Origin of the sequence: Pseudomonas tumuqii (genome assembly GCF_013184545.1) — a bacterium.
Lineage (GTDB): Bacteria > Pseudomonadota > Gammaproteobacteria > Pseudomonadales > Pseudomonadaceae > Aquipseudomonas > Aquipseudomonas tumuqii.
This window is the reverse complement of the sequence record NZ_JAAOJA010000001.1, coordinates 688336-700928: the sequence shown is the minus strand read 5'-3', so window position 1 is coordinate 700928 and position 12593 is coordinate 688336. Positions and strand designations below refer to the sequence as shown.

Genomic DNA, 12593 nt, shown 5'->3' with positions numbered 1-12593 from the left:
TACCACGGAGTAGCGATTTGCGGCGAGTATGCAATTCCCGAGTATTTAAGTCAACTATAAGACCTAGGGTTTTACTCGGGATTAGCCGCAATCGGAGGGCGCCCAGCATAGCAAACCACTGGCCAGGACGCATCAAGCCGCCGGCTTGCCATCCTGATCCTTGCACACACCGACGAAGTCCTCGTCACGCAGGGCCGGCAACTCCTTGGCGCGGTAGTCGCTGCCCAGTTCGTTGAGCGCCTTGCACATGCCCTCCAGGCGCCCGTCAACCGCCTGCAAGTGATCGAGCAACTGGCCAATGGCGCGCGCCACTGGATCCGGCATGTCCTGACCGACACCATAGGCATCGAAGCCCAGCTTTTCCGCCATGGCCTGGCGCTTGGCCGCCTGCTCGTCATCCACCTTGACGATGACCCGCCCGGGAATACCGACGGCGGTCGCCCCCGCCGGCACCTCTTTGGTCACCACCGCGTTGGAACCGATCTTGGCACCCGCACCCACCGTGAACGGCCCGAGCACCTTGGCCCCCGCACCGACCACCACGCCATCTTCCAACGTCGGATGACGCTTGCCCTTGTTCCAGCTGGTGCCGCCCAGGGTCACCCCCTGATACAGGGTGACATCGTTGCCGATTTCGGCCGTCTCGCCGATGACAATGCCCATGCCATGGTCGATGAAGAAACGTCGACCGATCTTCGCCCCCGGATGGATCTCGATCCCGGTCAGCCAGCGCCCCAGATTGGAGACCACCCGCGCCAACCACTTCCAACCGGAGGTCCACAGCGCATGGGCCAGACGATGCAGCCAGACCGCATGCAGACCCGGATAGCAGGTCACCACCTCAAGCGCATTGCGCGCCGCCGGATCGCGATGGAATACGCTCTGGATATCTTCCCGCATGCGCTCAAACATCAGTTTTCCCCTGCTTATGGTGCTCACCACGCGCCGCCTTGACGGTTTCCGTCAGAATGCCACGCAAGATATTCATTTCCAGCTTACTGATACCACTACGACCGTACAGGCGCCGCAAGCGGCTCATCAAGTGCCGCGGCTTGGCCGGATCGAGAAAGCCGATCTCGACCAGGGCGAGCTGCAGATGCGCATAAAAGGACTCCAGCTCATCCGTCGTCACCGGCTGGGAACTCTGAATCGCCGTGGTCTCCAACTTGAGCGTCTTGGTCGGTTTATTCTGCGCCGCCAACCAGGCCATGCGCACCTCATAGGCCAGCACCTGGACTGCCGCCGCCAGGTTCAGCGAACTGAAATCCGGATCGGACGGAATGTGCACATGGAAATGGCAACGCTGCAGTTCCTCGTTGGTCAGGCCTGCGTACTCACGACCGAACACCAAGGCCACTTCGGCGCCTTGCAGGGCCTGCTCGCACGCCGCCAGTCCGCACTCGCGCGGATCGAGCAACGGCCAGGGAATGCGTCGATCGCGCGCACTGGTCCCCAGCACCAGACTGCAACCGACCAGCGCCTCTTCTAGCGTGCCGACCACCTGCGCGCCCTCAAGAATATCGGTCGCCCCCGAGGCCCGGGCCACCGCATCGCCACTGGGAAAATCTATCGGATCGACCAGCACCAGGCGCGACAGGCCCATGTTTTTCATGGCGCGCGCAGCACCGCCGATATTACCGGGATGACTGGTATTAACCAGAACCACTCGAATATTTTGCAGCAACGCAAACGCTCACATGGGCAGCCAAGGGCAGCAAAGCTTACAGAACCACCCAGGGTAATGCCATGCAAGACACAGACGGCACTTCATCAACCAGCCTTTTCTGCTAATATGGCCGGCTTTCTTTAACGACCCAGGTGAATCGCCCATGCAGCCCATGCTGAATATCGCCCTGCGCGCAGCCCGTAGCGCCGGTGAAATGATTTTCCGCTCGATCGAACGCTTGGACGTCATCTCGGTCGACGAGAAAGATGCCAAGGATTACGTGACCGAGATTGATCGCTCTGCCGAGCAGTTGATCATCCAAGCGCTACGCAAGGCTTATCCGACCCACGGCTTCCTCGGCGAAGAAGGCGGCCTGATCGAAGGCAGCGGCGACGGCGCCGATTACCTGTGGATCATCGATCCGCTGGACGGCACCACCAACTTCATCCGCGGCGTGCCGCACTTCGCCGTCAGCCTGGCCTGCAAATACCGCGGCCGGCTGGAGCATGCAGTGGTCATCGACCCGGTGCGCCAGGAAGAATTCACCGCCAGCCGCGGCCGTGGCGCCGCCCTCAACGGTCGCCGCCTGCGCGTCAGCTCACGCAAGAGCCTGGAAGGCGCCCTGCTCGGTACCGGCTTCCCGTTCCGCGATAGCCAGCTCGACAACCTGGAAAACTACCTGGGCATGTTCCGCAACCTGGTTGGCCAGACGGCTGGCGTTCGTCGCGCCGGTGCCGCCAGCCTCGACCTGGCCTACGTGGCCGCAGGCCGTTTCGATGCCTTCTGGGAATTCGGCCTGTCCGAATGGGACATGGCAGCCGGCGCCCTGCTGATTCAGGAAGCAGGCGGCCTGGTCAGCGACTTCACCGGCGGCCACGAATTCCTCGAGAAAGGCCAGATCGTCGCCGGCAACACCAAGTGCTTCAAGGCCGTTCTGACGGCCATCCAGCCGCATCTTTCCGCCTCAATGAAACGCTGATGGCGCGATAAATAAAAACCGGCCAACGGCCGGTTTTTTATTACCCAGAAAAAAGCGCCCCGCAGGGCGCTTTCCATTTGCAGGGTTACTCGACCGTTTCGGCCAATACCAACTGCCCATCCTTGACCGGAATCCGACTGCCCGGATCGCTGTTCATGCGCACCCGCCCTTCCTTACCATCCAGCTGATACTTCACGTCATAACCGATCACTTCCTCGCTGGTATCGGTCACGGTACGGCAGCGGTTTTCAGTGGTGGTATAGGTGGCGCCGGCCTGCATATTTTCCTGCACCTTGTTACCGGCGTAACCACCACCGACAGCACCGGCCACGGTGGCGATCTTCTTGCCAGTACCGCCACCGACCTGATTACCCAGCAAACCGCCAACGACCGCACCGATAGCCGTACCGGCAATCTGATGCTGATCCTTTACCGGCTTCTGCCGGGTCACGGTAACGTCCTCACAGACTTCACGCGGCGTCTTGATCGTTTCCTTGATCGGCTGCACAGCTAGAACTTCCGCGTACTCGGGACCACTCACCAAGTTGTAAGTGGCGACCGCACCACCTGCCGTTACACCGACAGCCCCCAGCACAGCACCAACGAGCATTGATTTGTTCATGAGAACTCCTGATTTTCACTTATTCGGCGCATGGGCCTGATCTCCGAACCTTGGACCGGGGCGACGTGCAGCAAGTTCAATCCCCGCGCACAGCGCCCGCTCAGCCAGACTCAGGGCCGCTCATCGACCTCTTCGGTCGCCACCGGCGGAATCAGATCCTCGACAGTCAGACTCAGCCAAATCAGCGCTGCGTTGGAGATATAAATCGACGAATAGGTACCCACCAGCACCCCCACGAACAACGCGAACGCGAAGCCGAACAGATTATCGCCGCCGAAGACCAGCAAGGCGCCAATAGCCAGCAAGGTCGAGATCGAGGTAGCCAGGGTGCGCAACAGGGTTTGCGTGGTGGAGATATTGATGTTTTCGATCAAGTCGGCCTTGCGCAGCACCCGGAAATTCTCGCGCACCCGATCGAAGACCACGATGGTGTCGTTCAACGAATAACCGATGATCGCCAGCAGCGCTGCCAACACCGTGAGATCGAAGGTGATCTGGAAGAACGACAGAATGCCCAGGGTGACGATGACGTCATGCACCAGCGAGACGAAGGCGCCCACGGAAAACTTCCACTGAAAGCGAAAGGCCAGGTACAGCATGACCCCGCCCAGCGCCAGGAGCATGCCCAGGCCGCCCTGGTCACGCAGTTCCTCACCCACCTGCGGCCCGACGAATTCGACCTTCTTCACCTGCAGCTTGTCGCCCGCCTGCTGCAGCACAGCGGCAACCTTATTACCCAAATCCGGGTCATCGCCTTGCATGCGCACCACCACCTCGGTAGTGGCACCAAAGCTCTGCACCACGGCATCGCCATAGCCGGCGCCCGCCAGATGCTGGCGAATGTTGCCAAGGTCTGCCGGCTGCTCATAGGCCAGCTCGATCTGCGTACCACCGGTAAAATCCAGGCCAAAATTCAGGCCTTTGGTGGCCAGACTACCCAACGCGATAAAGGTCACGAGCAGGGTGAGGGCGAGCGCAATCTTGCGCACGCCCATGAAGTTAATTACACGACTCATCTCAGCCCCTTAAATCCACAACTTCTTCAGGTCACGCCCGCCGAAGCTCAGGTTGACCATGGCTCGCGTCACCAGAATAGCGGTGAACATCGAGGTGAGAATGCCCAGCGACAGTGTCACCGCAAAGCCCTTGACCGGACCGGTACCCATGGCGAAGAGGATCCCACCCACCAACAGCGTGGTCAGGTTGCCGTCGATAATCGCCGAGTATGCGCGATCGAAGCCCTCGTGAATGGCCCGCTGCACCGACATGCCGTTGGCGATTTCCTCGCGAATCCGCGAGAAGATCAGCACGTTGGCATCGACCGCCATACCCATGGTCAGCACGATACCGGCGATACCCGGCAATGTCAGGGTGGCACTCAGCAGCGACATCAGCGCCAGCAGCAGCACCATGTTGAAACCCAGGGCAATGGTCGCCAGCACCCCGAAGACGCGGTAGATGGCGATCATGAACAGCGAGACGAAGAGCATGCCCCAGAGCGAGGCATCGACACCCTTGCCGATGTTGTCGGCCCCCAGACTCGGACCGATGGTGCGCTCTTCGGCGAAGTACATGGGCGCCGCCAAGCCGCCGGCACGCAGCAGCAGCGCCAGCTCGGTCGACTCGCCCGGACCGTCGAGACCGGTAATCCGGAACTGGCTACCCAGCGGCGACTGAATGGTCGCCAGACTGATGATCTTCTTCTCTTCGATGAAGCTCTGGACGGCGACTTCCTGCTCGACGCCATCGACAACCTGGCGCAGGTAGCGCACGGTCGGCTTCTGCTCGATAAAGATCACCGCCATGCTGCGCCCGACATTGCTGCGCGTCGCCCGGTTCATCAACTCGCCGCCATGACCATCCAGACGAATGTTCACCTGCGGACTGCCATTCTCATCGAAGCTGGCCTGGGCGTCGGTCACCTGATCGCCGGTGATGATCAGCTCACGCTCCAACTCGGCAGGCGGACGCCCCTCCTCGCGGAACTCGAAGGCCTCGGTCGAGGCCCTCGACGCATCGGGGGCGGCAGCCAGGCGAAACTCGAGGTTGGCCGTCTTGCCCAGAATACGCTTGGCCTCGGCGGTGTCCTGCACCCCCGGCAACTCAACCACGATACGGTTGGCGCCCTGACGCTGAACCAGCGGCTCGGCCACGCCCAACTCGTTGACCCGATTACGCACGGTGGTCAGGTTCTGCTTGATCGAGTATTCGCGGATTTCCGCGAGCTTGGCCTGGGTCAGGGTCAAGCGCAGCACCTGCAAATCGTTACGCTCGACCGTATTCAACTCGAAATCGGAGAACTCCTTGCGAATCAGACTCTCGGCCTTTTCCAGGGTCGCCTCGTCGACGAAACCCAGCTGAATTGCACCGTTGAGCTCAGGCAGGCTGCGGTAGCGCACACGCTCCTTGCGCAGCACGCTCTTGACTTCTCCCTCGTAGACCTTGCGCCGCGCATCCAGCGCCTTGTCCATATCCACTTCCAGCAGGAAGTGCACACCACCGGACAAGTCCAGACCCAGCTTCATCGGCCCCGCACCCAGGTTGCGCAACCAATCGGGGGTGGTCTGCGCGAGGTTCAAGGCCACCACGAACTCTTCGCCCAAGGCCTTGCGCACCACATCCTTGGCCGGCAGCTGATCGGCCTGACTGGTCAACCGGAGCAGGCCGGCACGGCCCTGCGCGGCCAGACTCGAAGCCTTGACCTCAATCCCCGCTGCCTGCAAGGCACGAGTGGCGCGCTCCAGATCAGCTTGCTCGACCTGCATGGCCGTGCTGTTGCCGCTGATCTGGATTGCCGGATCATCTGGATACAGGTTGGGCGCGGAATAAAGAAAGCCGATAGCCAGCACAGCCAGGATCAGCAGGTACTTCCAGATAGGGAATCTATTGAGCATGACGCCGCCCGTTATGACGCGGGGCGCCTTAAGCGCCCCGTCGGATGGTAAGAGTGTGCCGCTTAAATAGCTTTCAGCGTGCCCTTGGGCAGGGTCGCGGCGATGGCCACTTTCTGAATCTTCAGCTCGACGGTGTCGGACACTTCCAGCACCACGAAATCATCGCTGACCTTGGCCACTTTGCCGGCGATACCGCCGCTGGTCACGACTTCGTCGCCCTTCTGCAAGGTGCCGAGCAGATTCTTGTGCTCTTTGGCACGTTTGGCTTGGGGACGCCAGATCATCAGATAGAAGATGACCAGAAAGCCGACCAGAAACACCCACTCGAAACCAGAACCAACCGGACCAGCTGGGGCAGCGGCATCGGCATAAGCGGCAGGGATCAAAAAGCTCATGTAACACTCCTGTTGGAAACTATTTAATAACGTTGATTATCAGTCCAGCGCCGGGACCGGCAGGCCACGACGGGTATAGAAGGCATCGACAAAGGCGGCCAATGTACCCTGTTGAATAGCCTCGCGCAAACCAGCCATCAGCCGCTGATAGTGCCGTAAGTTGTGGATTGTATTCAGCATGCTGCCCAGCATTTCGCCACATTTATCCAAATGGTGCAGGTAGGCACGGGAGAAATGCTGACAGGTATAGCAGTCACAGGTCGCATCGAGTGGCGAATCGTCATGCCGGTGCACCGCATTGCGAATCTTCAACACTCCGGTCTCGACGAACAGATGACCATTGCGCGCGTTGCGGGTCGGCATCACGCAGTCGAACATGTCGACGCCGCGGCGCACGCCCTCGACCAGGTCCTCAGGCTTGCCCACCCCCATCAGATAGCGCGGCTTATCGGCCGGCAGCAGCGCGGGCAGGTAGTCCAGCACGCGGATCATTTCTTCCTTCGGCTCGCCGACCGACAGGCCGCCAATCGCCAGCCCATCAAAATCCAGCGCATTCAGACCCTCCAGCGAACGCATGCGCAACTCTTCATGCATGCCGCCCTGCACGATACCGAACAGCGCCGCCGTGTTGTCGCCGTGCGCCTCCTTCGAGCGCTTGGCCCAGCGCAGCGAGAGTTCCATGGAACGCTTGGCCACATCGAATTCGGCCGGATAAGGCGTGCACTCGTCGAAGATCATCACGATGTCCGAGCCCAGATCGCGCTGCACCTGCATCGACTCTTCAGGGCCCATGAACACCTTGGCGCCATCCACCGGCGAGGCGAAATACACCCCCTCCTCCTTGATCTTGCGCATCGCCCCCAGGCTGAACACCTGAAAGCCACCGGAGTCGGTAAGGATCGGCCCCTGCCACTGCATGAAATCGTGCAGATCGCCGTGACCCTTGATCACTTCGGTGCCCGGCCGCAACCACAGATGGAAGGTATTGCCGAGGATCATCTGCGCGCCGATCGCCTCGATGTCGCGCGGCAACATGCCCTTGACCGTGCCATAGGTGCCCACCGGCATGAACGCCGGCGTCTCGACCACACCACGGGGGAAGGTCATGCGCCCGCGTCGCGCCTTGCCATCGGTCGCCAGCAATTCGAAAGACATCCGGCAGGTGCGCGTCATACGTGATCCTCTGGCCCGCGTGGCGCGGGGTTGCGGGTGATGAACATGGCATCACCATAACTGAAGAAGCGATAACCTTCGGCGACCGCACTTTTATAGGCCGCCATGGTTTCCGGGTAGCCGGCGAACGCCGATACCAGCATCAACAAGGTCGATTCCGGCAAATGAAAATTGGTTACCAAAGCATCGACCACATGCAGCGGCCGGCCCGGGTAGATAAAGATGTCGGTGTCGCCGCTGAACGCCTTGAGCACGCCATCGCGCGCCGCGCTTTCCAGCGAGCGCACGCTGGTGGTACCCACTGCCACCACACGCCCGCCACGGGCACGGCAAGCCGCCACGGCATCGACCACCTCCTGACCGACCTCCAGCCACTCGCTGTGCATGTGGTGATCTTCGATGCGCTCGACCCGTACCGGCTGAAAAGTCCCGGCCCCGACATGCAGGGTCACGAAGGCGCTCGCAACCCCCATCCCGGCGATGGTCGCCAGCAGCGCCTGATCGAAATGCAGGCCCGCAGTAGGCGCCGCCACTGCACCGGAGCGCTCGGCATAGACGGTCTGATAGCGCTCACGATCGGCGGCCTCATCCGGACGATCTATATAAGGAGGCAGCGGCATGTGACCGACCCGTTCGAGCAACGGCAAAACCTCTTCGGCAAAGCGCAACTCGAACAGCGCGTCATGCCGCGCCAGCATCTGCGCTTCACCGCCGCCATCGAGCAGAATCGTCGAACCCGGCTTGGGCGATTTGCTCGAACGCACATGGGCCAGCACGCGATGACTGTCCAGTACCCGCTCGACCAACACTTCGAGCTTGCCGCCAGACGCCTTCTGCCCGAATAGCCGCGCAGGAATCACCCGGGTGTTGTTGAACACCATCAAATCGCCGGGGCGCAAATACTCCAGCAGATCACTGAACTGACGATGCGCCAGCGCACCACTGGGCCCATCCAGCACCAGCAAGCGACTGGCGCGGCGCTCGGCGAGGGGATGGCGGGCAATAAGAGCGTCAGGCAGCTCGAAATCAAAGTCGGCAACGCGCATGTTCGGAAGGGGTCGTCTAGCAGGGCGGCAAAGCTTACCGGAAATAGTGCACTCTGACCACGCAAGTGGATTGACCAAGCCCCGAGGCATCCCTATACTTCGCCGCCATTGTGCCCCGGTGGCGGAACCGGTAGACGCGGCGGATTCAAAATCCGTTTTCGAAAGAAGTGGGAGTTCGAGTCTCCCCCGGGGCACCATATTTAGCGTCAAGCACTACCAGAAACACTCGAAGAACCGGCCCTGGAGCCGGTTTTTTATTGCCTGCGATTTCCCCTGCCCTTACCAGTCCACGGGAAGATAGATCGGCGAGCAGATTGGGTTCGGTCGAAGAATCCATTCTCGCCGGAGGCGATTCAGGCAACGGCTTGCAGTGCGCGCTCACCCACCGGCGAGCACGGCCGAAACGCCTATTGCAGCGGCACAAAATCCGCCTGATTACGCCTGAAACACAGGCCTGGCGGGGGTTGGCATTTGCCTTTGAGTTAGCGTAGAGTGTTTTCCACTGTGTTTGCATGGGTCGCCGTAAATCATGGCCTGGTGCAGTAGATCATCCAGATCCGCTACATCCCGTTCGACGTCGCACTACTCCTTGCAACCAGTCTCAGTCCTCTATCGATGGAGGCTGTCATTAACTAAAGTTTCAAGGAAATAAGACATGTCGAATCGTCAGCACGGTACCGTCAAGTGGTTTAACGACGAGAAAGGTTTTGGCTTCATCACTCCTGAAAGCGGTCCGGATCTATTCGTGCATTTTCGCGCGATCGAGGGCAACGGTTTCAAGAGCCTGAAAGAAGGCCAGAAAGTCAGCTTCGTTGCTGTTCAAGGTCAAAAAGGCATGCAGGCTGACCAGGTTCAAGTCCAGGAATAACCCTGCAGTTTTGAAGAACCCCTGATGGCAACGTCGGGGGTTTTTTTATGCTCCCGAATACCGCGATCGCACCATCCAGACTTAGCGCTTTATTGCATATCGAGCCCGCACATGCCCAAACACCTGCTGCGCCCGCAGGGTGATTTTCCCTCTGCCGGATTAATCCGCCGCCTGGCTGCCATGTTCTATGATTTTTTGCTGTGCCTGGCTCTGCTGATCGTCGTGACCTTTGCCTACAAGCTGATCCTGATGGGGTTCTACGGCGAAGCGCAGCTCAAACAGCTCTCCGATGCCGGCGCACTGGATGGCGACCCGCTACTGTCCACCCTGCTGGTACTCAGCCTGTTCGGTTTCTTCGCCAAGTTCTGGACGCACAACGGCCAGACGCTGGGCATGCAGGTCTGGGGCATTCGGATCCAGAACGCCGACGGCACGGCCATCAGTCTATGGCAGGCATTGCTGCGCTTCCTGGTCGCCATCGCCTCCTGGCTGTGCCTGGGTCTGGGGTTTCTCTGGGTGCTCTGGGACAAGGACAAGCGCAGCTGGCATGACATCTACTCCGCCAGCCGCACGGTGCAATTGCCGAAGAATATCCACAAGAACAAGCCGTAGAAAAACGAAAAAGCCGGCTCAGCGCCGGCTTTTTATCGACTGCAGCAACTAACCTGCGCGGCGCAATAGCCAGACACCGGCCAAGGCGCAAACCGCCGCGGGAATCAGCACGGCGAACAGCGGCGAGAAACCGAACACCAGACTGGAAGGCCCGAGCAGGTCCTGGGCGATGCGGAACACGAAGCCCACCACCACGCCGGTAAAGACCCGCTGGCCCAGGGTCACCGAGCGCAAGGGACCGAAGATGAAGGAGATCGCCAGCAACACCAGCGCGGCAGTCACTGCCGGCTGCAAGACCTTGCTCCAGAATGCCAGCCAATACTGACCGTTATTCAAACCCTGCTCGGCCAGGTAATGGATATAGCGCCACAAGCCGGTTACCGACAACGCTTCAGGCTCCAGCACCACAGTACCGAGCAACTGCGGGTTCAACTCGACGTCCCAGCGTTCATTCGGTGCTTTTACCACCTCGGTGCTGCGCTCACGGAAACGCGTGGTCGCCACATTTTCCAGCTGCCAGTGATCGCCCTGATACTGCGCGCGCCGGGCAAAGCTGGAAGACAGCATGTGGCGCTGGTCATCGAAGCGATAACGGGTCACGCCCAACAAGACGCCATCAGGCTGCACCGCATTGATATGCACGAATTCTTCGCCCTGGCGGTGCCACAAGCCGCGCCTGGAGCTCTGCGCCTCGCCACTGCCCTGAGCCATGGCACGATCGGCCTGAGCCTGGTTTTCGCTCCAGGGCGCCAGGTACTCGCCGATCAGAATGCCGGCCAGCATCAGCACCAGCATTGGCTTCATCACCGCCCAGACGATGCGTCCGATCGAAACCCCGGCGGCGCGCATGATGGTCAGCTCGCTGTTGCTGGCCAGGCTGCCCAGGCCGATCAGACAACCGATCAGGGCCGCCATCGGCAGCATCTCGTAGACCCGCCGCGGCAGGGTCAGAAAGACGTACCAGGCCGCCCCCTGCAAACCGTAACTACCCTCGATATCGCCCATCTCGTCGATGAAGGCAAACAGCAATGCCAGGCCGACGATGACCCCCAGCACCGTGAGGATCGCGAAAAATACCTGGGTGCCGATGTAGCGATCCAATCTAAGCATGAGCCACCTCCGACCCGGCGCGGCGACTCGCCCATTTCAGGCGCAACGGCTCCCAATAGAGCAGCACAAGTCCAATCAACAGAAATACTCCATGCACCCACCACAAGCCTAACGCCTGAGGGATTCGTCCTTTGTCCAGGGCGCTGCGTGCAGCGATCAGCAGCGCCAGGTACGTCATATACAAGAGAATGGCCGGCAGCAGCTTGAGAAAGCGGCCTTGCCGTGGATTGACCCGCGACAGCGGCACCGCCAGCAGGGTCACGATGAACACCAGCAGCGGCAGCGACAGGCGCCACTGCAGCTCGGATTGCAAGCGCGGATTATCACTGCCGATCAGGTCACGGGTCGGTACGGCTTCACGCTCACTGATCTCGCCACTGACCGATGGCTTGGGCAACAGCACGCCATAGGTGTCGTACTGGACCGCCCGGTAGTCGGCCTGGCCTGGATTGCCGTCGTAGCGGTAACCGTTCTGCAGAATCAGATAGCGACTGCCATCGGCCTGGATTTCCTGGCGTCCGCTTTCCGCCACCAGCACGGTGATGCCGCGCTCCTTGTCGCCCTCACGGGAAAACCGCTTCTCGGAGATGAAGATGTCGGCCAACTCACCGCGATCCGCCGACAACTCCTTGGTATAGGTCACCCGCGAACCGTCCTTCATGGCCTGGAAACGCCCAGGCACCAGGGTATCGAACTCGGTCAGGGCATCCTGCTCGTTGAAAATCTTCGCCACCTGCGCCACACCCTGCGGCGCCAGGCCCATGCTCAACCAGGCCACCAACAGGGCGACCAGCAGAGCCGGCGCCAGGCTGTAGACCAGCAAGCGCTGCTGGCTCATGCCCGTGGCCGAGAGGACTGTCATCTCGCTGTCGAGATAGAGCCGGCCGTAGGCCATAAGGATGCCGAGGAACAGTCCCAGCGGCAGGATCAGCTGCAGGAACCCCGGCAGGCGAAAGGCCATGATCATGAACAGTACGCCAGGGTCCAACAACCCCTGGGCCGCCTGCGCCAGGTACTTGATGAAACGGCCACTCATTATGATCACCAGCAGTACGGCACTCATCGCACTCAAGGTAACCAGCACTTCACGGGACAAATAACGGAACACGATCAAACCAGACACTCCAGGGTTGTCAGGCTCAGGCGGCTACGATCACACTAGCCGCACTGTTTGCCGGTTCGCACACAGACGAACCATCGAAAAAATAACCGGCATTATCCTGCAATA

General features: G+C 60.4%; 13 protein-coding genes and 1 tRNA gene. 4 read left to right on the top strand and 10 right to left on the bottom strand.

Features of this window, described 5'->3' with window-relative positions; all coding sequences use genetic code 11:
• Positions 1–132: 132 nt before the first annotated feature.
• On the bottom strand, positions 133–912 hold the full coding sequence (cysE, locus tag G9C89_RS03125) for a serine O-acetyltransferase (protein WP_172144333.1): 780 nt from the start codon (positions 910–912) through the stop codon (positions 133–135).
• Positions 905–1684, bottom strand: coding sequence for a tRNA (cytosine(32)/uridine(32)-2'-O)-methyltransferase TrmJ (gene trmJ, locus G9C89_RS03120; RefSeq protein WP_172144331.1), 780 nt, complete (start codon positions 1682–1684; stop codon positions 905–907). The genes cysE and trmJ overlap by 8 nt, the downstream gene beginning before the upstream one ends.
• Positions 1685–1829: 145 nt before the next feature.
• Here trmJ and suhB point away from each other — a divergent pair, with 145 nt between their 5' ends.
• Positions 1830–2645 carry a type III secretion system regulator SuhB gene (gene suhB, locus G9C89_RS03115; RefSeq protein ID WP_172144329.1) on the top strand — a complete coding sequence of 272 codons (816 nt, stop codon included), beginning with the start codon at positions 1830–1832 and terminating at the stop codon, positions 2643–2645.
• Positions 2646–2730: 85 nt separating this feature from the next.
• Here the strand turns inward: suhB and G9C89_RS03110 are convergent, their stop codons facing one another.
• From G9C89_RS03110 to queA, 6 genes are all read right to left on the bottom strand, one after another.
• Positions 2731–3267: a glycine zipper 2TM domain-containing protein gene (locus G9C89_RS03110; RefSeq protein ID WP_172144327.1), complete on the bottom strand. Its 537-nt coding sequence runs from the start codon at positions 3265–3267 to the stop codon at positions 2731–2733.
• 110 nt (positions 3268–3377) lie between these two features.
• Entirely contained in the window at positions 3378–4283 is a 906-nt protein-coding gene (gene secF, locus G9C89_RS03105) for a protein translocase subunit SecF (RefSeq protein WP_172144325.1), read from the bottom strand.
• A 9-nt stretch (positions 4284–4292) separates the two neighbouring features.
• Positions 4293–6161 (bottom strand): protein translocase subunit SecD, encoded by a 1869-nt coding sequence (gene secD, locus G9C89_RS03100; RefSeq protein WP_172144323.1) that lies wholly within the window; start codon positions 6159–6161, stop codon positions 4293–4295.
• Between the two features lie 62 nt (positions 6162–6223).
• The gene (gene yajC, locus G9C89_RS03095) at positions 6224–6556 is read right to left on the bottom strand and encodes a preprotein translocase subunit YajC (RefSeq protein ID WP_172144321.1); all 333 of its coding nucleotides are present in this window, start codon (positions 6554–6556) and stop codon (positions 6224–6226) included.
• Positions 6557–6595: 39 nt separating this feature from the next.
• A complete protein-coding gene (tgt, locus tag G9C89_RS03090; protein ID WP_172144865.1) occupies positions 6596–7711 on the bottom strand; it encodes a tRNA guanosine(34) transglycosylase Tgt in 1116 nt (371 codons plus the stop codon).
• Positions 7712–7725: 14 nt separating this feature from the next.
• Positions 7726–8775: a tRNA preQ1(34) S-adenosylmethionine ribosyltransferase-isomerase QueA gene (gene queA, locus G9C89_RS03085; protein ID WP_172144319.1), complete on the bottom strand. Its 1050-nt coding sequence runs from the start codon at positions 8773–8775 to the stop codon at positions 7726–7728.
• Between the two features lie 112 nt (positions 8776–8887).
• Here queA and G9C89_RS03080 point away from each other — a divergent pair.
• The 3 genes from G9C89_RS03080 (at position 8888) to G9C89_RS03070 (ending at position 10255) form a co-directional block, all read left to right on the top strand.
• Positions 8888–8972 (top strand) — tRNA-Leu (locus tag G9C89_RS03080).
• 458 nt (positions 8973–9430) lie between these two features.
• Positions 9431–9643 carry a cold-shock protein gene (locus G9C89_RS03075; protein WP_172144317.1) on the top strand — a complete coding sequence of 71 codons (213 nt, stop codon included), beginning with the start codon at positions 9431–9433 and terminating at the stop codon, positions 9641–9643.
• Positions 9644–9754: 111 nt separating this feature from the next.
• Positions 9755–10255 carry an RDD family protein gene (locus G9C89_RS03070; protein WP_172144315.1) on the top strand — a complete coding sequence of 167 codons (501 nt, stop codon included), beginning with the start codon at positions 9755–9757 and terminating at the stop codon, positions 10253–10255.
• A gap of 48 nt (positions 10256–10303) precedes the next feature.
• Here G9C89_RS03070 and lptG read toward each other — a convergent pair whose 3' ends face one another.
• Positions 10304–11365: an LPS export ABC transporter permease LptG gene (gene lptG, locus G9C89_RS03065; protein ID WP_172144313.1), complete on the bottom strand. Its 1062-nt coding sequence runs from the start codon at positions 11363–11365 to the stop codon at positions 10304–10306.
• On the bottom strand, positions 11358–12479 hold the full coding sequence (lptF, locus tag G9C89_RS03060; RefSeq protein WP_172144311.1) for an LPS export ABC transporter permease LptF: 1122 nt from the start codon (positions 12477–12479) through the stop codon (positions 11358–11360). The genes lptG and lptF overlap by 8 nt, the downstream gene beginning before the upstream one ends.
• Positions 12480–12593 lie beyond the last annotated feature (114 nt).